Source organism: Paenibacillus herberti (assembly GCF_002233675.1).
Classification (GTDB): domain Bacteria; phylum Bacillota; class Bacilli; order Paenibacillales; family Paenibacillaceae; genus Paenibacillus_O; species Paenibacillus_O herberti.
On record NZ_NMUQ01000001.1, the window covers coordinates 1,105,119 to 1,129,203 of the forward strand.

General features: G+C 47.6%; 17 protein-coding genes and 1 pseudogene. 13 read left to right on the forward strand and 5 right to left on the reverse strand.

The genetic code is table 11. From position 1 onward, the window contains the following. Positions 1-207 precede the first annotated feature (207 nt). Both CGZ75_RS05095 and CGZ75_RS05100 read left to right on the forward strand, forming a co-directional pair. Positions 208-2,439: a heavy metal translocating P-type ATPase gene (locus CGZ75_RS05095; protein WP_176444679.1), complete on the forward strand. Its 2,232-nt coding sequence runs from the start codon at positions 208-210 to the stop codon at positions 2,437-2,439. A gap of 446 nt (positions 2,440-2,885) precedes the next feature. Further along, positions 2,886-8,501 (forward strand): S-layer homology domain-containing protein, encoded by a 5,616-nt coding sequence (locus CGZ75_RS05100; protein WP_089523169.1) that lies wholly within the window; start codon positions 2,886-2,888, stop codon positions 8,499-8,501. A 146-nt stretch (positions 8,502-8,647) separates the two neighbouring features. On the opposite strand, the gene CGZ75_RS05105 is transcribed toward CGZ75_RS05100, so the two are convergent. Together CGZ75_RS05105 and gluQRS are read right to left on the reverse strand one after the other, a co-directional pair. Further along, positions 8,648-9,793: a hypothetical protein gene (locus tag CGZ75_RS05105; protein ID WP_089523170.1), complete on the reverse strand. Its 1,146-nt coding sequence runs from the start codon at positions 9,791-9,793 to the stop codon at positions 8,648-8,650. A gap of 326 nt (positions 9,794-10,119) precedes the next feature. Then, a pseudogene (gluQRS, locus tag CGZ75_RS05110) lies at positions 10,120-11,097 on the reverse strand (tRNA glutamyl-Q(34) synthetase GluQRS). A 127-nt stretch (positions 11,098-11,224) separates the two neighbouring features. Between gluQRS and CGZ75_RS05115 the strand changes: the two are divergent. From CGZ75_RS05115 to CGZ75_RS05135, 5 genes are all read left to right on the forward strand, one after another. Further along, positions 11,225-12,289, forward strand: coding sequence for a hypothetical protein (locus tag CGZ75_RS05115; RefSeq protein ID WP_089523171.1), 1,065 nt, complete (start codon positions 11,225-11,227; stop codon positions 12,287-12,289). Positions 12,290-12,407: 118 nt separating this feature from the next. Next, entirely contained in the window at positions 12,408-13,361 is a 954-nt protein-coding gene (gene corA, locus CGZ75_RS05120; protein WP_089523172.1) for a magnesium/cobalt transporter CorA, read from the forward strand. A 176-nt stretch (positions 13,362-13,537) separates the two neighbouring features. Beyond that, entirely contained in the window at positions 13,538-13,876 is a 339-nt protein-coding gene (locus CGZ75_RS05125; protein ID WP_089523173.1) for a VOC family protein, read from the forward strand. A gap of 178 nt (positions 13,877-14,054) precedes the next feature. Continuing rightward, positions 14,055-15,203 carry a copper amine oxidase N-terminal domain-containing protein gene (locus CGZ75_RS05130; RefSeq protein ID WP_089523174.1) on the forward strand — a complete coding sequence of 383 codons (1,149 nt, stop codon included), beginning with the start codon at positions 14,055-14,057 and terminating at the stop codon, positions 15,201-15,203. A 121-nt stretch (positions 15,204-15,324) separates the two neighbouring features. Further along, positions 15,325-15,798 carry a DUF1572 family protein gene (locus tag CGZ75_RS05135; RefSeq protein WP_089523175.1) on the forward strand — a complete coding sequence of 158 codons (474 nt, stop codon included), beginning with the start codon at positions 15,325-15,327 and terminating at the stop codon, positions 15,796-15,798. A 37-nt stretch (positions 15,799-15,835) separates the two neighbouring features. On the opposite strand, the gene CGZ75_RS05140 is transcribed toward CGZ75_RS05135, so the two are convergent. Next, on the reverse strand, positions 15,836-16,336 hold the full coding sequence (locus CGZ75_RS05140) for a hypothetical protein (RefSeq protein ID WP_089523176.1): 501 nt from the start codon (positions 16,334-16,336) through the stop codon (positions 15,836-15,838). A gap of 39 nt (positions 16,337-16,375) precedes the next feature. Then, the gene (locus tag CGZ75_RS05145) at positions 16,376-16,891 is read right to left on the reverse strand and encodes a hypothetical protein (protein WP_089523177.1); all 516 of its coding nucleotides are present in this window, start codon (positions 16,889-16,891) and stop codon (positions 16,376-16,378) included. A gap of 119 nt (positions 16,892-17,010) precedes the next feature. Between CGZ75_RS05145 and CGZ75_RS05150 the strand changes: the two genes are divergently transcribed. From CGZ75_RS05150 to CGZ75_RS05180, 6 genes are all read left to right on the forward strand, one after another. Then, entirely contained in the window at positions 17,011-17,400 is a 390-nt protein-coding gene (locus CGZ75_RS05150) for a RidA family protein (protein ID WP_089523178.1), read from the forward strand. A gap of 11 nt (positions 17,401-17,411) precedes the next feature. Next, positions 17,412-18,122 carry a class I SAM-dependent methyltransferase gene (locus CGZ75_RS05155; RefSeq protein WP_089523179.1) on the forward strand — a complete coding sequence of 237 codons (711 nt, stop codon included), beginning with the start codon at positions 17,412-17,414 and terminating at the stop codon, positions 18,120-18,122. A 125-nt stretch (positions 18,123-18,247) separates the two neighbouring features. Continuing rightward, complete coding sequence (locus tag CGZ75_RS05160) at positions 18,248-18,700, forward strand: NUDIX domain-containing protein (protein WP_089523180.1); 453 nt, start codon at positions 18,248-18,250, stop codon at positions 18,698-18,700. A 2-nt stretch (positions 18,701-18,702) separates the two neighbouring features. Further along, complete coding sequence (locus tag CGZ75_RS05165; RefSeq protein ID WP_089523181.1) at positions 18,703-19,212, forward strand: GrpB family protein; 510 nt, start codon at positions 18,703-18,705, stop codon at positions 19,210-19,212. A gap of 1,174 nt (positions 19,213-20,386) precedes the next feature. After that, entirely contained in the window at positions 20,387-22,987 is a 2,601-nt protein-coding gene (gene hrpB / locus CGZ75_RS05175) for an ATP-dependent helicase HrpB (protein ID WP_089523183.1), read from the forward strand. Positions 22,988-23,018: 31 nt separating this feature from the next. Beyond that, entirely contained in the window at positions 23,019-23,300 is a 282-nt protein-coding gene (locus CGZ75_RS05180) for a DUF1294 domain-containing protein (protein ID WP_089523184.1), read from the forward strand. A 41-nt stretch (positions 23,301-23,341) separates the two neighbouring features. Here CGZ75_RS05180 and CGZ75_RS24415 read toward each other — a convergent pair whose 3' ends face one another. Next, complete coding sequence (locus CGZ75_RS24415) at positions 23,342-23,578, reverse strand: hypothetical protein (protein WP_141136669.1); 237 nt, start codon at positions 23,576-23,578, stop codon at positions 23,342-23,344. Positions 23,579-24,085 lie beyond the last annotated feature (507 nt).

Genomic DNA, 24,085 nt, shown 5'->3' on the forward strand with positions numbered 1-24,085 from the left:
ATGATGTCTTACTTGGATAAGGCGTGGGATGCGCCATATTCCTTTATCGGCAGACAGGTCTAAAATCTTGCATTCTTTCAATCTGCTGGCTCGTTTTTGTCCGTATACCGCATATTCTCCCCTCTAGCGACCATATAGTAGGAGTAGCAGATTCTATGAATCTATGAAGTTATGAAGCCGGCAGGGTGGAGAAGGGGGAAGACAGAAGTGGACGGAAAGAACGGAGCGTCGCTGGATCTCGGCATCCAAGGCATGAGCTGTACCGCTTGCGCGGCCAGAATCGAGAAGACGCTCGGCAAACAGTCTGGCGTAGGAGAGGCTGCAGTCAGTTATGCGTCTCGCCGAGCATGGATTCGTTATGAGCCAGATCAGATAACCCCGGGGGAGATTAAAGAGAAAATCCAGCGGCTTGGGTTTGGAGTTTCAGAGCCTGGCGATCGCAGCGCTGAGCTTGCGGAGATGAATGCGCTGCGGCTGCGGCTCTTTCTGTCTGTGCTATTTTCACTACCGCTGCTTTGGGCGATGGTCGGCCATTATGAGGCACTGTCGGGGCTTCCCGTACCGGGCTGGGTCCGCAACGGTTGGGTGCAGCTGGCGCTGGCTACGTTCATTCAGTTTGGTGTTGGTCTTCCTTTTTATCTTAATGCCTGGAGCGCCCTGCGGGCTAAAACAGCTAATATGGATGTACTGGTAGCGCTTGGCACAACGGCAGCTTATTTGTACAGCCACTATATGGTGTTTGAAAATGAGTTCGGCAACATGGCCGGCATTCACGGCGGAATGGCGCCGTTGTATTTCGATACAAGCGCCGTTGTCATTACCGCTGTTCTGCTCGGTAAGTATATGGAATCGCGCTCCGCCGCACGCGCTCTTCGCGAAGGAGACAGCTTCGCCAAGCTGAAGGCGGATGAGATCAACGTAATTCGGGAAGGTGTGACTCGTCGGGTTCCTGCCTCAAGCGTGCGGGATGGAGACATCGTGCTCGTCGCTTCTGGTGAGCTGGTTCCGGTGGACGGTATCGTCACAGGCGGTCAATCGGAAGCGGATGAGTCGCTGCTCACTGGCGAGAGCCGAGCCGTACCCAAATCTCCCGGCATCAGGGTGTGGGCCGGAACGCGAAATCAGGGAGATACGCTGCGAATTCGCACGGAAACGACCGGAGACGGTACATTGCTGAGCCGGATCGATGCGCTGCTTCGTCAAGCACAGGCGGCGAAAACCGGCATTCAGCGTAAAGTAGATCGTATATCGGCCCGGTTTGTGCCTTTCATGCTGTTAGCTTCCGCGTCTACTTTTCTTATCTGGTACTTACTCGTAGATCCCGGGAATATATCAAAGGCTAGCCTATGCGCCTTGGCTGTACTGTTGGCGGCTTGCCCCTGTGCGCTTGGTTTGGCGACGCCGATCTCGCTCGTCATTGCTGCTGGCAAGCTGGCGCGCCGCGGAGTCGTCATCAAGGAAGCTTCTGCACTGGAGAGCATGGCGAAGCTGCAGGTTATTTTGCTGGACAAAACCGGTACACTCACCGAAGGAAAACCTTGCGTAGCTGGCATCCAGCCAGCGGAAGGGTGGTCAGCTGCAGCCCTGCTCCGGCTGGCAGCTGCGGCCGAGGCAAAGTCGCAGCATCCTTATGCTGCGGCAGTTCGAGATGAAGCCCGGCGCAGAGGGCTCGTGGTGCCTGCTACCGAGGATGAGGTGGAATGGCCCGGGTACGGCGTATCGGCCGAATGCCCGGAGGGGCGCATCACAGTCGGCAGCAGGCTGCTCGCGCAGCAGCAGCACTGGAGCGGGCTTAAGCGGGTGATGGATTACGCTGCGATCCGGGAGATGCAAGGCGAAACGGTGCTGCTTGCCGCGCTCAACGATGCCTGCATCGGTGCAATTGCACTTGGCGACCGACTGAAGCCGACATCGGCTCAAGCGGTGCAGGCACTCCGTCAGGAGGGTCTTGAGATATGGCTCACGACCGGCGATAGTGTGGGCCCGGCAACTGTCGCCGCACGCGAGGCGGGTATTAGCCGTGTAGAGGCAGGCATGCTGCCGGCAGACAAGCTGCGCTTGATTCGCTCGTTGCAGCAGCAGGGGCGTATTGTCGCTATGGCGGGTGATGGCTGGAACGATGCCCCGGCACTGGCAGCTGCGGATACTGGCTTCGCCATGGCCGGCGGTACCGACGCTGCGCTCCATGCTGGTCATGTGGCGCTGCTGCGCCCCAGTCTGCTTGGCATCCATGGCGCGGTGCTGGCGAGTCGTTTGACCGTGCGGAACATCAAGCAGAATCTTGGCTTTGCGTTCCTGTACAATCTCTGCATCGTGCCGATTGCCGCGGCAGGATTGCTTGAGCCATGGATGGCCGGCGCGGCCATGGCGCTCAGCTCTCTTACGGTCGTTGGCAACGCCCTGCGGCTGTCGGGCCAAATAACCCGCAAGTTGGGCTGAGTGGGGCTATTGGAGCAGGGCTTGGATAGCTTATTGGAAGGTGAGCCACATGGGCTCATGACGGAGCTCGGGAAAGAGCCGTCCCTTAGTCATCGGTAGATGACCTAGGGACGGCTCTTTCGTTTCGGTAATAAACATTTATGAGGAATGCGATTGTTTATTAACCTAATATAAAGGTATCAAATCCAAAATGAGGCTATTTCTTAGAGTCCCCCTAAAAGGTATATTCTAATGGAAAACGCTTTCAAAAATGACTCCGATTCCATACACATGCTTTGCATAGTAAGACACACCTCTTATTTCCCCAAACATATTTCTCACTACACAAGTTTTTGAGTTTGGCTGTACCTTTCAGCGGTTTTTCTCTTCATTAAAGCATATAAAGTCTAGGTCTAGCGCTATGGAACGGTGAAACGATCTTAAAATTGAACGGAGGAAAAGTGAAGATGACTAGTAAGATCCTATTTTCGTTTGTGTGTTCTTTGTTATTGGCAGCAACCATTTTTTCAACAAAAACAGATGCAGAGGGTCTCAGTAAAGCGAATGAAATATTGCAAAGTATTATTAATGAAAAACCTACGATTAATAATAAGAAGCTGATTTTGCCAAAGAGTAATGATAATAACTATGATGTAATAATGGCTGCTACGTCTAATGATTCGGTAATAGATCTAGATGGAAATATTCATACCCCCCTGGAAGATATGGACGTGAAAATAATGTATAAAGTAGTTAATAAAACAGACAAAAAGGATGAGGCGTTTTTACCAGATAAAGATATTACGATTCAAGTTCCAGGGCAATTCAGCCATGAAAACAATGACAATGTGAAACCAAAAGTTATTCCCGGAATCCGTGAATGGAAAGGGCATGAGGGGGATTTTAAATTTTCAGCTTCCAGCAAAATAAAAATTGAAAAAGAAGAATTTCATAATACTGCCCAAACAATAGCGTACTATTTTAAAGAAATGCTTGGTTTGGATTTGGCTATTGAAGTTGGACAACCAAGTCCAGGAGATATATATCTGAAAAACTCTAATTTAACTGAATTACGCAAAGAAGGTTATTCAATTTCGATTAACGAAACGATCCAAATTGATAGTCCAACCTTAACAGGACTATTGTATGGCGGAACGACAATAACCCAGATTGCCTCGCAAAATAACGATCATAAAGTACCAAAAGGCTTGATTCGAGATTACCCTGCCTATGAAGTAAGAGCTGTCATGCTTGATGTCGCCAGGTTTTATATGCCATTGAATTATTTGGAAGAAACAGCGAAATATATGGCTTACTATAAAATAAATCGGTTCCAAGTTCATATTAATGATGATGGCGGTGAACAGTCAGCCTCGCTTAGAGTGGAAAGTAAAAAATTCCCGAAATTAAATTCCGGAAATAAACCAGGCGAGACTTATTCTCAAGAAGCGTACAGACAGTTCCAAAAGAACGTCAAGCCGTTAGGGATTGATGTCCTCACAGAAATAGATACTCCTGCGCACAGCGGTTTTATTGCCTTGCATGATCCATCGATCATGCTGGATGAATCCCATATCGATTTGGCGAATCCCAATGCAATCGCATTTGTGAAAGAAATGCTTAACGAATTTTTAGATGGCGATGATCCTGTATTCCAAAGTAATAATTTTCATATCGGTGCGGATGAATATCATAGGGCGCCTAAGTTTGCTAATGATTTTTTAGTTTATCTTGATGAAATGATCAAGTTTATTAATGATAAAGGACTTCATCCTGTCATGTGGGCCTCTTTAGGCGGGGGAGGAATTGTAGGAGACATCCCGATAGATAAACGTGTCAGCACCAACTATTGGGCTTATTCATGGGCCGATTTCCCTAAAATGATTAAGGACGGCTACAGCATTATTAACTCATCCCACGATCTCTATGTTGTACCGGGAACAAGTACCGGTTATGCGGATTTCCTGCCTATCGAGCGCCTGTATAAAGAATGGGGAGTAAATACTTTAAGCGGCGGAACGAATGTTTCTCCGGCCCATCCTCTTCTGGAAGGCGGATTAGCGGCTTTATGGAATGACCGCAAAGTGGGCATGTCTGAATTTGATGTATTCACCAGATTTAAAGATCAAATCATGCTGATGAGTGAAAAAAACTGGTATGGCAGTGACAATAATGTCCCTTCTTTTGCTGAGTTTGAATCTAGGATTTCATCTATTGCAGATACTGCGCCTGGCGTTAATCCGGCGAGAGTTGTTGCTAGTGTTGATAAAACGGTTGTTGACTATTCTTTCGACGCTTCCGCCAATCCTGGTGCAGATCATTCACCAAATAATTACGATGCGCAAATCGTTGGTTTACAGTCAACAGCGGGAAGAAGCGGGGAAGCGCTGGAGTTTGACGGAAGCGGCCATATGTCCTTGCCTTTTAATAGCATAGGGTTCCCTTATACGGTGAAATTTGATGTTTTAATGAATAGCAATACAAAGGAAAATGCGCTGTTATTCAATGGCGAGGACGGAAAGATGTATTTAAATTATCAAGGCACTTCTAAAATCGGTTATGAACGAAAAGGATACCGGTTTATATTTGATGCGGAAATTGAAACGGGCCGATGGCAAAATATAATGCTTACCAGTGATAAACGCGGTTTGAATTTGTATATTGACGGAATTTATGAAGGTACCGCAAGTTATTTGGAAGATAAATTCACAACACCGGAATCTTCAACTTTTATATTGCCTACTCAAAAAATCGGTGAGGACCTAATTGGTAAGATGGATAATTTCTCGATCACGAATGAGTTTATATCCTTTGATTCCATGACTGGAGTAGACAACTTAGACTATAGAAATCTGGCGTTAAATAAACCAACCAAAGTATCCGGCTTAGAAGTAGAAGGACGGTTTTTAGGTGAAAACGCAGTTGATGGAGATTCTGCTACAAGGGTTTCATTGGAACGTAAGGATAACGCGTGGTTCTATGTAGATTTAGAAGCAGAGTACGATATGGACAGAATCGAAATTGATTTTCTTGAAAGACCTAAAAAATATCAAGTTTATATTTCGAACGACCTGGTCAACTGGGAAATGGTTCATGAAGATTTAAATGCTCAAGGGCGTTCAAAAGGAACGGACATTATTGCATTAAACAATAATAAAAAAGCAAGGTACATCAAATATCAGCAGTTGCAAATGTTTGAGCTCACACCAGGGGACAACTATAGCGGGAATTTTTCCGAATTTAAAGTGTTCAGCTTTGCAGGAATAAAACATATCGAAGATGTGTTGCAGAATGCTCGCCAATTAGTAGCAGAAACGGTAATTACGGATGAAAACAAAAAAGTAATGGAGCGCTTTTCAATAAATGTTGAACTTTTAGAGGAAGCTTTTGAAAGCAAAGATGTTGTTCACATGAGTTGGATCTCCAAAAAAGTAGAAGAACAAATAACGACCATTCGTTCCGGAATCTTTCCTGAACTATCCAGCGACGTTTCAGAATTAACCGCGCTGATGAGCTTTCCTGTTGATCGAAGCTTGTTTGATAAGGAGACGTTAAAATTATATGACGCAGCAATTCGAAAAGCGGAATACGCTCTAGTCGATTTTACTTCAGACCAAGATAGAATTAATTCCGTTCACTCCAAATTAGCAAAAATAATGGAGAAGCTAACCGAAAATAAAATCATGGTATCTGCTAATAAGGAACCGTGGAAACCAGAATACGCTTGGCAAAATGCTGCAGACGGAAACTGGAATACTTTTACATGGATTGGTTCTTCTCAAAGCATTGGTGATTACATCCAGTTAGCATTAAGATATCCAATGCAGTTAAGTTCAGTAACTCTTATTGCAAATAATACTTCGGATTTGCTAGGAAAATCAGATATTAAAGTTTCTATGGATGGCACTAATTGGAGTAAAGCGGGAGAACTCGATAAACTAAACGAGCAAACGGTCAACATTGAACAAGTGGAAGTGAAGTACATTCGTTTTACCGTAAAAGAAGAAGCGGCGCATTGGACTCGAATTGATGAAATCATTCTTAATGATGCAGAACCTGCAGAGTTAGATCTGGAAAACTCAACTATTGTGGTTGCTCCTTCAACGGTTGTGGCCGATGGTGTGTCTGTTGTTACTGCGTCGGTCTATCTATTGGACACAAACGGTCAGGAAGTGGCAGATCGTGATCTGCAATTACATGTAGAAGGTAATGCGGATCGGAATTGGACTTCCACTACGGACGCGAAAGGCGTTGCATTATTCAAAGTAACAAGTTCAGATGTAGAAAACATCACGGTATATGTGAAAGACGTGCTTACTGGATTAGAGATTCAACAACGGGCTAATCTATCTTTTGTAGCTGGAGATGTTGATCGCGATGCTTCCAGTATCGTTGTAACGACTGGCACGGCTAACGCAACCATTACCGTAACGCTTCAAGATGCTAATCAACATAAATTAAGCGATCTATCCGTTTCGTTGATGGACAATGGTACATTAGTCGAGAAACTGGTGTCCGATGCCAGCGGGAAAGCAGTTTTCACTGTAGCAAAAGTTGAAGAAACCAAGCGATACGGGGTGTATGTATCCTTAAATGGCGAGGATCAGCTTCTTGGCGAAGCAGAGGTTAAATTTACGGATAGCAGGATAGATGTAGCTGCTTCTACGATCGTTACAGATACACAAACACCAATTGTGGCAGACGGAACGACAAAAGCAACCATTACGGTGACTGCAATTGATTTGGACGGTCAATTAATGGCCAATCGTGAGACCGAGCTTGTCGAAAGCAGTACAAATCGCAGCTGGCGTTCAGCTACAGATACGAATGGACAGGTGAAGTTCTTCGTTAACAGCACAGATATAGCGATGCGTACTTATCATGCGTATGATGTAGCAGAACAAAAGGAAATTCAGGGCAATGTTACGGTGACTTATGTTGCGGGAGCAGCAAGCCGTTCAGCCTCAACGGTTGCAGCCATGCCGAATGAAGTTAAAGCGGATGGAGCGAGCGAAGCTAAAATTACCGTGACCGTAAAAGATGATTATGGTCATGCGTTGCCGGATTATAATGTTTCGTTACAAGCATTAAACGGCAGTGCGCAAGTGACAGGCGAAGTGCCAGTAACAAATGGGGCTGGTCAGGTTGTCTTTACAGTTGTGAATGATCAGGCGGAGAACGTGCGGTTTGAAGCTGTTGTTACAGGTGTTGACACGAATATCGTGTTGGATCAAAAGGTGGAAGTGAAGTTCACTTCATCAACGAATCCACCCACTAGCCCTACTCCAACGCCTGCACCGACACCGACGCCGACACCAATAAATCCAACACCGACACCGACACCGACACCGACACCGACGCCGACAACAACACCAATGCCGACACCAACGCCAACGAAGCCGGTTGATGAATTTTTTAAATCAGATATTACCGATCTTAAAAAAGTATTAACTCGTTTCCGTACTCAGCTTGCGCTTACAACTGGAGATGATGGTGCAGTAATCTTCACAGATTTAGCTGGACATTGGGCGGCTCAGCCTATTGAAGTATTAGCAAGATTGGACGGTATTCGCGGATATACGGACGGTACAGTTCGTGGCAATCAAACGATCACACGCGGAGAGTTCGCTTCATTGCTTGTGCAATTACTCGACATTAAAAACACAGGTAAAACACAGTGGTCGTTAAAGGATATTGACTCGCACTGGGCTTCCCAATCCATTGCCGCATTAGCAGGGCATGGTGTAATTAGTGGTTATAGTGATGGTACATTCCGTCCGGATCAGACCATTACTAGAGAAGAAATGGTTACCATGTTGCTTCACTTGATTGATAACAGCACTCTGCCTGATCTAAACGATCCTTCTTTTACAGACTTTAATGGAGTCAGCGCTTTCGCTGCACAATTTGTACAATTAGCGTCAAAGGCGGGAATTGTACAAGGATATCCAGACGGCACGTTCCGACCTCAAGGAAAAGTTACACGAGCTGAAGCAGTTGTAATGACTTTGAACTTATTACAGCTAGATAGCGGCATTCGTGCTTTGTTGCAACCAGAATTAACAGATGTAACAACAAAATGATTATGACCTGCGGAAGTTGAGATGCACCCCTTAGAATAGACATTGGAAAACCCCCTGGGTAAACCGATGGAATTCTAGGGGGTGCATTTTTTATGGCAAAGTAGGGTCAAACATTTTGTGTGTGTAGCTTCGAGACGAAGACACGATTAAAAGTTGGGATGCGTCGCTAAAAGCAGATGGGCGATTTCGGACTGCTGAACCATCGTGGAAGTCGAGTTCAAGTAGTCGAAACTACTTGAAATGACCAACTGGCCCGTGAAAGTCGAGTTCAAGTAGTCGAACTTACTTGAAATGACCATCTGGCCCGGAAAAGTCGAGTTCAAGTAGTCGAACTTACTTGAAATGACCATATGGCCCGTAAAAGTCGAGTTCAAGTAGTCGAACTTACTTGAAATGACCAACTGGCCCGTGAAAGTCGAGTTCAAGTAGTCGAACTTACTTGAAATGACCATTTGGCCCGTGAAAGTCGAGTTCAAGTAGTCGAACTTACTTGAAATGACCAACTGGCCCGTGGAAGTCGAGTTCAAGTAGTCGAAACTACTTGAAATGACCAACTGGCCCGTGAAAGTCGAGTTCAAGTAGTCGAACTTACTTGGAATGACCAACTGGCCCGTGGAAGACGAGTTCAAGTAGTCGAACTTACTTGAAATGACCAACTGGCCCGTAAAAGTCGAGTTCAAGTAGTCGAACTTACTTGGAATGACCAACTGGCCCGTGGAAGACGAGATCAAGTAGTCAAACTTACTTGAAATGGCCATTTGGCCCGTGAAAGTCGAGTTCAAGTAGTCGAACTTACTTGGAATGACCATATGGCCCGTGGAAGTCGAGTTCAAGTAGTCGAAACTACTTGAAATGACCAACTGGCCCGTGAAAGTCGAGTTCAAGTAGTCGAACTTACTTGAAATGACCATCTGGCCCGTAAAAGTCGAGTTCAAGTAGTCGAACTTACTTGAAATGACCAACTGGCCCGTAAAAGTTGAGTTCAAGTAGTCGAACTTACTTGAAATGACCAACTGGCCCGTAAAAGTCGAGTTCAAGTAGTCGAACTTACTTGAAATGACCAACTGGCCCGTAAAAGTCGAGTTCAAGTAGTCGAACTTACTTGAAATGACCAACTGGCCCGTAAAAGTTGAGTTCAAGTAGTCGAACTTACTTGAAATGACCAACTGGCCCGTAAAAGTCGAGTTCAAGTAGTCGAACTTACTTGAAATGACCAACTGGCCCGTGGAAGACGAGATCAAGTAGTCAAACTTACTTGAAATGGCCATTTGGCCCGTGAAAGTCGAGTTCAAGTAGTCGAAACTACTTGAGATGGCCGTGCGAGCCCCGTGAAAGTTGAGTTCAAGTAGTCGAAACTACTTGAAATGACCATCTGGCCCGTGAAAGTCGCACTCAAGTAGTCGAAACTACTTGAGTGGTCATGCGAGCCCCGTGGAAGTCGAGTTCAAGTAGTCGAACTTACTCTAATCCGACTAAGTGGGGACCAACTGGAATGGTGAGTAAGTATGTAAGTGTCCAACTTTAAAATTAATATCGACGATAGCGCAAAACGGCAGCCCAACCAGCAGACTTGCCCTTTTACCACTGGCGGTGGGAAAAGATGAGTGCTCCTCTAGCTTTACCACTGGCGGGTAAAGCTTAGCTCCTCCTCGCGGACGATAATCGGGTCGCGAGGCAACTCTTGCTCGCGAAATTCCGCGAGCAGCTCCTCTGGCGTGACCGGCTCCGCGCGGTCAAGCAGTCCGCTCCAGCTTGCCAGCAAACCGACAGCTTGCTGCGGGGAAGCTCCGGCATCGCGGATAGCCGCTAGCGAGATGCCGCTATGACGCTTGGCAAGCCTTTTGCCATCGGGACCCAGAAGCAGCGGCATATGTGCATATCGCGGAGGCTGCCAGCCCAGCGCCTCAAAGAGCAGCAATTGGCGCGGCGTCGAATCAAGCAAATCGCTGCCAAGCAGCACATCGGTCACGCCATAAGGGCATCGTCTACGGCGACGGCAAGTTGATAGCTGAAGATTCCATCGGCGCGGCGCACGACAAAATCGCCTCCGGCTCCGGGAGCCGGAGGCTGCTCTCCCGCGCATGCATCCTCGAAATTAACGATCCGGTCCGTAGGCACGGCGAAGCGGATCGATGGCTCTTTTACAACTGAGTGCTCTTGGTGCTGCTCCGAGCTCAGCTCACGACAAGTGCCTGGATAGGCAGGGCCTTCCAAGGACAAGCCATGTGGCGCGCTTGCTATTGTTGCTAACTCGGCTCGGCTGCAATAACAAGGGTAAAGGAGGTTCTGTTCTTCCAACTTTCGAAGCGCTTCTTCATAGAAGGAAAGGCGCTCGCTTTGCGTATAGGGACCGCGGTTTCCGCCGATATCAGGACCTTCGTCCCAATCCAAACCGAGCCAGCGCAGATCACGAAGCGAAGCTTCTGCATATTCAGGACGGGAACGAGGGCCATCGATATCCTATATCCTCCATACGCAGGATGAAAGACCCTCCTTTGCTGCGAAGCTGCAGCCATGCCAGCAGCGCGGTACGGGCATTGCCGAGATGCATGAGGCCGGATGGAGTTGGGGCGAATCTTCCAGTAACAAAATCCATGGATCAGCTCCTGCAAGCGGAGGTTTCGCTTCCGCGGATTATTTTCGGCATTGCCGGCGTTTCACGCTTGTTCTGACTGGTATAATAGCATTAGGATGGGACGCTCGCAACGAAAGGGAAATTACAGATGATCGATAGCAACCAGAATCAACATTACAACGAGAATATAGATAAAATCGAGAATCAAGAAAACAACCATGGCCAAGAATGTCATGTTACTAATCAAGCTGGTTCGGTAGCTAAACAGCGAATTGTAGAGATCGGTCAAAAGCTGGAGCTATCGTTGCAAGCAGATGCGGAGTTAGGAGTTTATGAGCGCAGGAGGGACCGGCTTCGTACCGATATTTTTCGCGGGGAGCTGGAGCTTGGACAACTCAAGGAGCTTAGCAGCAACGAGCAGCAGGATGTCGAAAAGCTAGCCCATTTAACTTGGAGCTCGTTGCGACTTCGGATCACGGGTGCTCTGGAGGAGCAAGTGGAGCTTGAGCAGTTGGAGGCAGAGCGCGCGGCGCTCAAGGTGAAGGAGGCCGAGTCCACTCTGGAGCTTATGAGGCAGCAACTTTCGGATAATGGGGAAAAGATGGGGGAGCTGATCCCATTGATCGGCCAAAGTAATAATCTGCGCTTAGAGCAGGAACGGTTGATTGTCGAGGCTGTCCCGGGAATTGAGCTGCAGTTGAGAGAGTTTGATGCTGAGATTAAGAGACAGAAGCAACCCAAGGCCGAGATTCAGGAAGCAATTGCCGCCTGTTTTTCTCTGAACGAGAATCTCGACAAGGCGATTAGCAAGCTGGAGTCGGCTGCCAACTGGGGTGTCGGCGACATGCTGGGCGGTGGAACAATCAGCACGGGGATGAAGCATAAACGGCTTGATGAGGCTCAGGAGTCTCTAGTCAAAGCCCGTTCCGCGGCATATCGGCTGGAGCAGGAGCTAGGTGATCTAGGTAAGAATGCTTCCTTTGAAATTCAGTTGAGCAATTCAACGTGTCTTGGCGATTATTGGCTTGATGGACTTATTATGGATTTGCATGTTCAAAGTAAAATTAAAGATAAGCTCGGTAAAAATATGGCTTTGCGAGTAGAAACTAGAGCATTAATGCACCAGTTAAAAGTGGAATCAGCTCGTCTGGAAAAGGGGCTGGAGGAGCTTCGAGGGCAGCGGCAGAAGCTGCTGATCAACGCCATCCAGTAAATGTTCCTTAGCCACTCTAAAGCCGGCTCGAAACCGACCCGTAAACAGACCAGGATAGCTCATTAGCGGCCGCCCGCCAGGCGAAGCTGCCGATTCGATAAAGAATGGAGTTTGATTTATGCTGCGCATTATGGCAATGGATAAAAAGAACAAGCTGCGCAAGGACGTTCGGCTGGAAGAGCTGAACACGCTCGATCCTGTCTGGTATTGGGTCGATATTGGCCAACCGAACGAGCAGGAGATAGGGCTACTTGAGGAACATTTCCAATTTCATCCACTGGCGATCGAGGATTGTCTGCATTTGCTGCAGCGTCCGAAGATGGATCTGTATGAGGATGTACAATTTTTCGTCATGCATTCACTGGATTGCGATACGCTCAAGCCGCATGAAATAAATCTGTTTCTGGGGCCGAATTACGCCGTGACGTTCCACTTCGGGGCATGCCCTGAGATTGACGATGCCTGGAAAATGATGGCGGTTCATACGAAGTATCCGTCCAAAGGCCATCTGGTCGTCGCGCATGGCGTACTTGACCGGCTTGTGGATCATTATTTCCCAGCTATATACGGTCTGGAGGACCAACTGTTGGATGCCGACCCCAGCAGCAAAGGATATACGGACAGTTCCAGCATCGACAATGTGTTCGAGATCCGCAGCAAGCTGCTTAAGCTCCGCAAAACAATTGTCCCGATGCGCGATCTGTTGTACCGGGTCATCACAACGATGGAGGCGGTTCCCGGCATGAAGGATTTTCGGCCGTTTTTTCATGATATATACGATCATCTGCTCAAACAGTCCGAGACGCTTGAAGCTTGCCGGGACATGACGGCCGACATGCGCGACAGCTACATCAGCTATAATGCCAACCGGATGAACGGAATTATGAAAACACTGACCGTTATCACGACGATCTTCATGCCGCTTACCTTTATGGCCGGTATTTATGGAATGAACTTTACCCGTATGCCGGAGCTGGAATGGGATTACGGTTACTTTATGGCGCTCGGCATTATGGTGATTGTGGCTGGCAGCATGTTCGCTTGGTTCAAGCGCAAGGGTTGGTTTAGTTAACAAGCCTTGAGCGGGATTATTGCTTTAAATCAACCGATGGAGTATTTAATTAAATGCTTAAACCTCTGCGAAGGGTTACGTAAAGGATATCTACATAAAACCGCACAAAGCTTCTCACTTGCATCACTGTTATATAATTTCCTTGAAGCATGAATTTAAGAGGAGGTTATGTAATCATGAAGCTGAATCATCTCAATCTTACGGTGACTGATGTGGCTGCGGCCCGGGATTTTTTGCAAACTTATTTTGGTTTGACTGTCGGGGGTGAGCGGGGAAATACTTTCGCGGCCATGTTTGACGACGATGGATTGGTTTTAACACTGATGAAAGGGACGCAGGTTAGCTACCCTAATACTTTTCACATTGGATTTATACAAGAGAGTGACGAGAAAGTGAATGAGATCAATCAGCGATTAAAAGAAGACGGCTTCGATGTCGCGGCACCAAAAAGATCTCATGGATGGACCTTTTATGTAAAAGCGCCGGGCGGGTTTGTGGTAGAGGTTCTTTCATAAGAGGCGGCTATCCTTGTCGTGTGAAGCGTTCGGCTCATTGATTTGAGAACTAGTAAACCAATAACGGCTCAGCTCATTGGGTAATATACTAGAAAAAATCATCGGACATCATCTCATCCAGTCATACGCTAAAGCCGGTAGTAACTAAAATAAAAATAAATTATTGAGGGGTGTAGTTTTGAAAGCGAAAATTATCCTCACATTATTCATTTTTACATTATCCCTAGCTTTTGGTTATACGGTATATGCAGAAAATACTCAGGACTATTATGAAGATGTAACCGAAAATGACTTGAAAAACACTATGATTCTTTCTGCTGAAAGCTCCATGGCATTTATTAATGGGCAAAAGGTATCAGCCGTTCAGCCGATTGTTAGAGGTGGAAGAACATTAGTACCCCTCCGTTTTATCTCTGAAGGATTTGGTGCAAAGGTAAATTTTAATACAAAAAACCAGTCCATTACGATTAAACAATCTGATAAAACCATTTTGTTGAAACTAGGAAATAATAATATTTTTATAGATGGAAAATCGAGCGAAATGGATGTAGTCGCAAGCATTTACAACAATTCAACGTATATTCCTTTAAGGTATATTGGTGAGGCATTTAATAAAAAAGTAGTCTATTTAAAAAATACAGAGATACAACCGTATAGTTTGATTATAATTAGGGATGTTAACGGCACAGCAATTGAAAACCTTAAACTTATCCGCGTTTATCAATTACTATACCAAGGAAAGTCCATTGTTTATAGTGACCGTTTTATGGCAGTCATTAAAGAAAAGGGTCAATTATTAATTAGCAATGATTTCTATTATTTTGAGCCTTTTGTTTATCGGGAATTTATTGAGGAAAAAAACGTAGTTAAACTGGGAGATATCTGGTTTAACACAGATATGGGCCGTTTTTATTTGAATTATTCCTATAATACAACGCAGGAATTTATTTTATACCGTGTGGATGGAGAAGCGATTACAAGGGTAGCGATTGAAAAAGCTCCGATAAAGTCGGTAAAAACATATCTCAACGATGTCTATTATTTGACGAGATATGAGCGTGGAATACTAGATGCTCCTGAAACAAGCAATTTAAAAACGGCAACGTTTAACAATGGACTATGGTCTTCTGATTATTTAGGTAAGCCTGGATATTATTATGGTTTTGACACATTAGGTAAGCTCTATGATTGGCAAATTAATGATAACGGAATCTCTATATTTGGCTATCAACGCTCTGGCGATCTAAGCTCTGATGAAAGAAAAAAGACGTTTGGACATTATAGAGTCGAGCTGAATGGGTATAACCATGAGCTTGTAACGTCATAAAGTAATTGGCTAGTTGAATTCTTATTGTTTAGAACTTGAACTAGCCATTGTTTCAGTTTCGTTGCGGAAGGGAGATGTAGTACTCCATGCACTTGCGAAACCTAGAGAGCGAGGGACTGTTATGAAATATGATTTTCATAGGGAATGGTTATCGAAGAAGTTTGAAGAAATTCAGAGGCGGACGCTTAAAGCTCTGCAACAGCTAGATGATGATCAAGTGAACTGGAGACCTGATAATTCGAGTCATAGTATATCGACTCTAGTGAAACACATCGAAGGTAACATTAAAGTGAGACTTCTCAAAGGAATCCTCCATCAAGATATAAATAGAGATCGAGTTGATGAATATAAACAAACATACATAAAGAAATCAGTGTTGGAGGCGGTAATTCAGGACAGATTGCAGGTGGTCATTGTTACGGTTAAAAATATGAGTGATGAACAAATGGAACAAACACAAGTGGTGAGAAATAGGGAACGAACAAATCTTGATATGTTGCATCAATGTACGGCTCATTACTCGGAACACATGGGTCAGATTTTCTATATTGCAAAGCAAATTCTAAAAGAAAATTACGAATCTACATCCATATAATTAAAAATTCCCCTTAGCCAAGGGGAATTCGTAGAATTTAGAAGAGTATGGGGTTAGTAATCGTTAAAGTCTGTCCGGAAGCATTCAAGTTGACAGGTGCATCTGTTGAAACGTCTACAATAGTGGACGAGACGCCAGATAACCGCCCATTTCTAATACGTAGCGTGAACCGTACGCTTCCAACGCTAACATTGGCCTCATCACGCACATCGTAAACGATTGGGGCACGCCGAGTTCCTGTACTAAACCCAGGAACATTTACCGTATATTGATTCAGACCGCCAATCGGAACGAGAATGTCAGGAGGCATAGAAATTGGACTTGCATTAGACGAAACGGAAGTTGCATAAAGCGTATAATTGCTTGTATTGTTGTAGATGCTGAATGTCCGCGTAAGAATGCCAATCGAATCATCATTATTGTCCTTCTGGCTGGCGTAAGAGACACTGGTGATGATGACGAGCAGTATAAACAGAACTAGTACAATTCCTATGCTTTGACTTGAAGTACCGCTAATTTTTACAGTTTCATCCTTCATGTTTGATTTCTCCTTTCTATGATTATCTAAAAAGTCAACTTAAAGTAATACATTGTTATAGATATATAATGATGCATCAATTCCTTCTTCAGATTCAGTCCAACGAATTGGCGCAGTTGAGCTCACCTCATCAATCAATGCCCTAAATCCAGTACCACCAGTATGTCTCAAGCGAATGTTGATTGTTAAAGTTCCGACGAAACCACCGGTCAAACTATCAAGAACATTGTAATTAATAACACCTCGTACAGTCCTGTTTCGAATGCCTGTCATCTGAAATTGATTGTATTCACCTGGCGAACTCCGGATTTCAGGTGGAGGAGACGGGCTTACGGTTGATGTTACCGTGCTTACTACAAGCACATAATTGCTTGTGCTGTTGTAGATGTTGTAATTGCGTGTTACTAGAACGCCAATCGGATCATCATCATCATTCTGACCCCTTGGGCCGAAGCAAAATACAGAGGTGACGATGACGAGCAGTATAAACAGTACTAAAATAAGACCAATTCCTGAACCTTTGAAGTTGCTGATGTGAACTTGTTCTTCTTTCATGTGGTTGTCCTCCTCATAGTTTTGTTTTTATTAACATATGAAACTGGAGATAGATTCGACTCCGACAGTTGTCCATGAAACTTTGAAAAATAGGTTGAAATTCAAAAGGGGCGAAAGCAATGATCAATAGAATAAAGATATCAACGGGCTCTCCGTGGGAGCCGATCGTTGGATATTCAAGAGCGATACGTTGCGGAAATGTGATTGAAGTAGCCGGGACGACGGCCATGAAGGATGGCGCAGTAGTAGGGAAAGACGATGCATACGCACAAACAAAATATATTTTGGAAGTGATTCAAGCCGCTTTGGAGCAGCTAGGATCCAGCATGAGCGATGTGGTCCGAACAAGGATGTTTGTGACGGATATAAGCAGGTGGGAAGAAATCGGTAAGGCGCATGGAGAGTTTTTCAAAGAGATTAGACCAGTGGCAACGATGGTGGAAGTGAAAAGCCTGATTGAGGCCGACCTATTGGTAGAAATTGAAGCGCAGGCAATTGTGGAGGAGTAGGAGACTCAAATATGACCATCTCATATGAGCAGAAATACCTGTTGGATGCTGTACGTAGCTGGTTTGACGAAGCAGAGCAAATTTCGCATTACGCAAGTGAGCTGAAGTCGGGGCCAACGTCGGCCGAGTTGTTTTTGCTTGGCCAACTTTCTGGGGATGGACAAGTTCTGGATGTTGGATGCGGTGCGGGGAGAATTGCCATGTACTTGGCGGAAAAGGGATATCAAGTTGTTGGTACGGATGTTAGCGAGCAGCTGTTAAACGTAGCCAAAGAGCATTCTATGCAAAGTAACCAACCGATTCAATTCATCCAAAATGAAGGGGTGCAGCTGCCCTTTAAGAATGAGGAATTTGACGCCGTAATCGGGTTTAAAATTCTTTGTTACATACCAACGAGAGAATTAAGGGCGGAAGCTTTGAGGGAATACGGTCGAGTGCTCAAGCCAGGCGGTACATGCATTCTGACTCAATACATCGTGCCGGAGGAAGCAATGGAGGATGCACGGGATGAGTATTTTGAGGCAAACCTCGCGGCTTCATTCGACATTCTGGAGGAGGGGGATAACTTTCCGCTCGGCAAAGGGTATGTGCATTGGTTTACTGAAACGAGTTTGCAAACGGAGCTGGCAGGGACTTCGTTAACAATCGAGATTTTTGAGGATGATTCCAAACACGGCGGGTCTGGATATCTCTGTTTAATCAAAATGAAAAAGTGTGGCTAAACCTATTCAAGCTGTTGCGGGAGCTAAAAGTGCTGGTTTAGGTACGGTATGGCTCCGAGGTATCGAGGAATGGGACGAGGTTTTGGGAAAACCGGACTTTATGATTCGGGAGATGGAGGGGTATTATGCTGAGGCCTTTAAATGGAACTTTTCCAACGGATAAAAAGATAGCCGGTATACATAGCATTCCAATCGCCGAGGATGGCTCCATTATTATGGTTTGGGACAAAAATGACAACACGCTGACGACTGTCGGCGGCAGGATTGAAGGGAATGAAGATATCGAAAGCGCTCTGAATCGTGAGACGGTTGAAGAGGCCGGTCTTATTTTGAAAACGGAGCGAATACCGATTGCCGCCTGGTTCTGGGAAAGTACAGATACATACACCGTTTTTGTAATGGCGCGAGTAGAGAAGTATGTTCCCATGCCAGAAGGATTCGAGACGACGGGAAGAGTCTCTATGAATATTGAAACAGCCCGTCAAATGATCATGAAACTAGAAGGGGCCGGAATGCGAATTGATCTGCTGAACATGGCCGAGCCCGTGTATAAAGAGTTGCTTCATAAGGAGAGATGAGGGTGGACCCGGCGATTATCATTTCCGACTACCAGAACAATTGGGCAGCGGAATATGAGCACGAGGCAGAAAGAATTAGGTCTGCTTTAGGAGCGCTTATAATCGAAATCGAGCATATCGGCAGTACTTCCATTGAAGGAATGGCAGCTAAACCACTAATAGATATGATGATTTCTGTACAACGGCTTGACGATGTAGAAATGCTTGTTGACCCTCTAGCTCAGCTAAACTATGAATATGTACATAAACCGAAATTCTCAAATCGCTTGTTTTTTCGAAAAGGCCCTTGGCGGGCAGGTACTCATCACTTGCATGTTTATGCTAAGAATAGCAAGGAATGGAATCAGCAATTATTGTTCCGGAACTTTATGCAAGCTAATCGGGATCAAGCGCAGGCCTATATGGAGTTAAAAAGAGAGCTGGCCATTCGTTATCGTCATGACCGGGTTTCATATACGGCTGGAAAAGATGAGTTCATTAGAAGGATTCTATCCGAAGCTAAGTTGAACTAGGGCGTGTATGCAAACGATGAATATGGCTTAATTGGTGGAAAATTAAGGACATGATGAGGCGGTACGAAGTCAGAGACGATCAATGAAATCGCATCAAAAGAAAAACTTGAAAAATATTCAAAATAATAAATGTACTTTCGGAGCAGACGCCGTAACAGCTTTGCTTCTTTTACATAAGATACTAATAGAGCAGGTGAGAGAATGAATATGGCACCTACGATATTAATAGCGAGGGCTCGTGTTAGGCCCGTGTAAAGGAGAAATGAAAATGGGAATTAATAGTCAGAGTGGAAGCAGCATAGGTTTTATACTAGTTCTGTTTATCCTTCTCGTCATCGTCATCCAATGCTTTCCTTCGAATCGGGGTGATATAGTCAACCCTCAGGATGAGGGGGAGATTGGTGTATTGTATACTCAAGGATTTGATATCGTTAATAATACGGACTTTATATTTAATTGGGGTAACTATAGTGGCACAGCGGTAAATCCGACCCCTAGCCGTACTCTGAATCGAAATGGCGGCACGCAGCACTTCGAATTAACAACTCCATACTTTGGTGCAGACGTCTCGTCTACCCAGGCCTATTCGTCTCGAGACTCTGTACTCGCTCTAAGATTCACCTTAGGTGCAGGTATTTCTTTGTTCGGGGCTCGATACTCTTCAATTACTAGCGCCGCCTCTTTCTACCCGGTAAACTTTGTAGTTAGCCCCACAAGATTGATTATTAACAACGTATAGTCTTTCTTCTAAAATAAATTAGACGACTGGCGGTTTCCAAGGAGTTTGGAAGCCGTTTTTGTTGTATTATCATCTTCTTAATCATCAACATGGGGCGGAGCAAAAGGGAAAGTATGCCCAACCCATAGTCATTCCAAGCAAGAAAATTGCTGCAAGCCACGTGGGTTGGACAAAGAGACTTGGTAGAATGATACTTCCATAAGGTGAGAAAATACCATCGCTTTGCCACCGCTTTGACAAATTAGCGTGTACTTCAAGGCTTTGTGATACTGGTTTCTATTTTGCTCTGACTTGCATAGGTTTGCATAAACGCCTTAGGGGGCTGAATGTAAAAAGAAGAGAGCTAAGAGACTTTCAGGGCCGTCCCGCTTGAACCTGACTCGAAAGAACCCTAAACTGATAGAGGGTAAGGTTGAAACGGTTGGAGGATTATTAATGAGCAATAGAGAGAAACTGCCGGTCGAGCTTGTGCTGCCGGAGTTGTTGAATGCGCTGGAGGTGGGCACTCGCGCTGTTTTGGTCGCGCAGCCAGGCGCGGGCAAAACGACCCGTGTGCCGATTGCGTTGCTCGACAGCAGCTGGCTAAACGGACGAAAGCTGCTCATGCTGGAACCTAGGCGCTTGGCCGCGCGTTCCGCTGCGACTTATATGGCGCGACAGCTCGGAGAAGAGGCGGGCGGAACGGTAGGATTTCGCGTTCGGCTGGAAACGAAAGTTGGTCCTGCAACGCGCATCGAAGTTGTCACGGAAGGCGTTCTGACTCGGCTTTTGCAGGGGGACCCGGCGCTGGAGGCTTATGGAGCGGTTATTTTTGACGAGTTCCATGAGCGTCATCTGCATAGCGATCTGGGACTGGCGCTCTGTTTACAGTCGGCTGCATTGTTGCGGGAGGATATGCGCCTTTTGGTCATGTCAGCAACTTTGGATGCGGGTAAGGTATCGGAGGTGCTCGGTGGAGCGCCGATCATCGCCAGTGAGGGCCGACAATACCCGGTTCAAACGAATTATCGGCCGCGCGCTACTCGTTCGCGTCTGGAAGTGGATGCTGCCGAGGCAGTGCTTGAAGCGCTGCGTGAGCAGGAAGGAGATGTTCTCGTTTTTCTGCCGGGTATGGCCGATATTCGTCGGACGGAAAGTGAGCTTCGCCGGGGAGGGCTTCCGGCGGACTGCGATCTGCGCCAGCTGCATGGCAGCATGCCGCTTGCAGCACAAGACGAGGCGGTGGCCGCCTGTCAGCCGGGTCGGCGCAAAATTGTGCTGGCGACCAGCATCGCGGAGTCAAGCTTAACGGTCGCAGGTGTGCGCTCCGTTGTTGACGCGGGGCTGATGCGCGTGCCGCGCTTTTCACCGCGTACCGGCATGACTCGGCTGGAGACGGTGCCGGTGTCGCAGGCTTCGGCCGATCAGCGCCGCGGGCGTGCGGGACGCACGTCGCCAGGTACGTGTTGGCGGCTGTGGAGCCAGGAGGCGCACCGACTGCTGCCGCCATTTGGCACGCCGGAGCTACTTGAAGCCGATCTGGCTCCGCTGGCGCTTGAGCTGGCGGCATGGGGTGCAGCCGGTCCAGAGGAACTGGACTGGCTGGATGCGCCGCCTGCGGCTGCTTATGAGCAAGCCTGCGCGCTGTTGCAGCAGCTCGGCGCGCTCTCGCCTGAGCGGCGGATTACGCCACATGGGCGGCGCATGGCTGCGCTTGGCGGACACCCCCGCCTGGCGCATATGGCGCTGGAGGCGGCCCGCCTCGGCTGGAGCGCGGCCGCCTGTGAGCTCGCCGCGTTGCTCGGCGAGCGGGACCCGCTGCGCGGCGAGCGCAGCGCAGATTTGCGGCTGCGCCTGGAGGCGCTGCGCGCCGCCGGGCGCGGCGGCGAAGCCGCGCTGGCGGCTGCAGCCGCCAGCGCCGCCGCTGAGGCGCGGCAGTGGCTGCGCGCGCTAGCCGCGCAGCTGGGCGGCGCGCAGCCTGGCGCGCCGGAGCCGAGCGCGGCGGCGCGCGGGCTTGGCCGCGCCGGCGAGCTTAGCGCGCCGGCCGCAGGCGCGCGCGCTGCGGAGCAGCAAAGCCAGCAGCGGCCCGGCGAGCCGCCGGTCGGGCTGCTGCTGGCTTTGGCCTATCCCGACCGAATCGCACAGCGGCGGCCGGATGGCCGCTACTTGCTCTCGGTTGGGCGCGGAGCGGCGCTGCCATTCGCGCAGCCGATCTCGGCCGCCGACTACCTTGTGGCGGCAGAACTGGACGATTCCGGCACAGAGAGCCGGATCGATCTCGCGGCGCCCGTGCAGCTCGAGGAGCTTGAGGCTCTGCTCCCGGAGCTTTTTACGACCGAGGCATCGGTGGAATGGGACAGCGAAGCTGGAGCGGTCCGTTGCCGCAGGCGCGTTAGGCTCGGTGCATTAATCATCCGCGAAAGCCAGCTGGAAAAGCCAGATCAGGCGCTCGTAACGGCTGGTTTGTTGCAGGGCATTCGCCGCGAAGGACTGCGCCTGCTGCCCTGGACTCGCCAAACGCGTCAACTTCAGGCGAGAATGATGCTGATGCATTCCGTACAGCAGGACTGGCCCGACGCCTCGGATGAGGCATTGCTGGCAACGATGGAGTTGTGGCTGGCTCCTTATGCTACTGGTATCCGCAGCGCGTCGGGACTTCAGAAGCTGGATCTTACCGCAGCTCTTGATTCGTTACTCGGTTGGGAGCGTCGTCGTCAGCTTGATGATTATGCTCCTACCCATCTCACCGTACCGAGCGGCTCTAGAATTCCAGTTGATTACAGTGATCCAGCAGCTCCGTTCCTGGCAGCCCGGCTGCAGGAGCTGTTCGGCATGAAACAGACGCCAAAAGTGGGCAAAGGCCGGCTGCCTGTTGTCATGCATCTACTTTCACCTGCCCAGAGACCTGTCCAGGTAACGAAGGATTTGGAGAGCTTTTGGAGCACGACCTACTTCGAAGTCCGCAAGGAGCTCAAGGTGCGCTATCCCAAACATTATTGGCCGGAAGATCCATTACAGGCGCAAGCAACGAGTCGTGTCAAGCCTAGAGGCACATAACATTTGAGTTGGGATGAGAGGAGGAGGAAACATGAGCACTATCGTTTGGCTTCTGCTTGGGTATTTGTTCGTGATGAGTGTGTTTGCATTCATTCTGTTTGGTAATGACAAGGCTGCCGCGCGGAGCGGGCGAAGACGGATTCCGGAACGGACGTTATTTACTGTCAGTCTGCTAGGCGGAGGTGTCGGTGCTTGGGCGGGAATGTTGGCGTGGCGCCATAAGACCCGTCATGCTTCCTTCCGATTCGGCCTTCCACTGCTGGCAGTGCTGAATCTAGCGATTATTGGCGCCATTGCCTATTATGCTCGCTGAGCGATAGTGTAGCGTGAATTCGGGGGTCCGTATGGCTTCTGTTAAAATGTTAAAGTGTCCCGTTCAGCTGAGGCTGTACGGGCATTTTTTGTTTTTACTTTGAAAATAGTAACCGCGTACATGTTACACTTTGGTCCGCAAGAGCGAAGCAAGTAGCAAATGCTACTTGAAACCATCGCCGCAGGCTCCACGGAGCGAAGCAAGTAACAATTGTTACTTGAAACCATCGCCGCAGGCTCCGCGAAGCGAAGCAAGTAACAATTGTTACTTGAAATCATCGCCGTAGGCTCCGCATGGGCGAACCAAGTAACAATTGTTACTTGAAACCATCGCCGCAGGCTCCGCGAAGCAAACCAAGTAACAATTGTTACTTGAAACCATCGCCGCAGGCTCCGCGAAGCAAACCAAGTAACAATTGTTACTTGAAATCATCGCCGCAGGCTCCGCGAAGCAAACCAAGTAACAATTGTTACTTGAAATCATCGCCGCAGGCTCCGCATGGCAAACCAAGTAACAATTGTTACTTGAAATCATCGCCGCAGGCTCCGCGAAGCAAACCAAGTAACAATTGTTACTTGAAACCATCGCCGCAGGCTCCGCGAAGCAAACCAAGTAACAATTGTTACTTGAAATCATCGCCGCAGGCTCCGCGAAGCAAAGCAAGTAACAATTGTTACTTGAAATCATCGCCAACGGCTCCGCGAAGCAAACCAAGTAACAATTGTTACTTGAAATCATCGCCGCAGGCTCCGCGAAGCAAACCAAGTAACAATTGTTACTTGAAA

Excerpts from the sequence above, each read along its gene's own strand:
- CGZ75_RS05100 (WP_089523169.1), top strand. The coding sequence starts at position 2,886 with ATGACTAGTAAGATCCTATTTTCGTTTGTGTGTTCTTTGTTATTGGCA.
- CGZ75_RS05115 (WP_089523171.1), top strand. The coding sequence starts at position 11,225 with ATGATCGATAGCAACCAGAATCAACATTACAACGAGAATATAGATAAA.
- corA (WP_089523172.1), top strand. The coding sequence starts at position 12,408 with ATGCTGCGCATTATGGCAATGGATAAAAAGAACAAGCTGCGCAAGGAC.
- CGZ75_RS05125 (WP_089523173.1), top strand. The coding sequence starts at position 13,538 with ATGAAGCTGAATCATCTCAATCTTACGGTGACTGATGTGGCTGCGGCC.
- CGZ75_RS05135 (WP_089523175.1), top strand. The coding sequence starts at position 15,325 with ATGAAATATGATTTTCATAGGGAATGGTTATCGAAGAAGTTTGAAGAA.
- CGZ75_RS05140 (WP_089523176.1), bottom strand. The coding sequence starts at position 16,336 with ATGAAGGATGAAACTGTAAAAATTAGCGGTACTTCAAGTCAAAGCATA.
- CGZ75_RS05145 (WP_089523177.1), bottom strand. The coding sequence starts at position 16,891 with ATGAAAGAAGAACAAGTTCACATCAGCAACTTCAAAGGTTCAGGAATT.
- CGZ75_RS05150 (WP_089523178.1), top strand. The coding sequence starts at position 17,011 with ATGATCAATAGAATAAAGATATCAACGGGCTCTCCGTGGGAGCCGATC.
- CGZ75_RS05155 (WP_089523179.1), top strand. The coding sequence starts at position 17,412 with ATGACCATCTCATATGAGCAGAAATACCTGTTGGATGCTGTACGTAGC.
- CGZ75_RS05160 (WP_089523180.1), top strand. The coding sequence starts at position 18,248 with ATGCTGAGGCCTTTAAATGGAACTTTTCCAACGGATAAAAAGATAGCC.
- hrpB (WP_089523183.1), top strand. The coding sequence starts at position 20,387 with ATGAGCAATAGAGAGAAACTGCCGGTCGAGCTTGTGCTGCCGGAGTTG.
- CGZ75_RS05180 (WP_089523184.1), top strand. The coding sequence starts at position 23,019 with ATGAGCACTATCGTTTGGCTTCTGCTTGGGTATTTGTTCGTGATGAGT.
- CGZ75_RS24415 (WP_141136669.1), bottom strand. The coding sequence starts at position 23,578 with ATGATTTCAAGTAACAATTGTTACTTGCTTCGCTTCGCGGAGCCTGCG.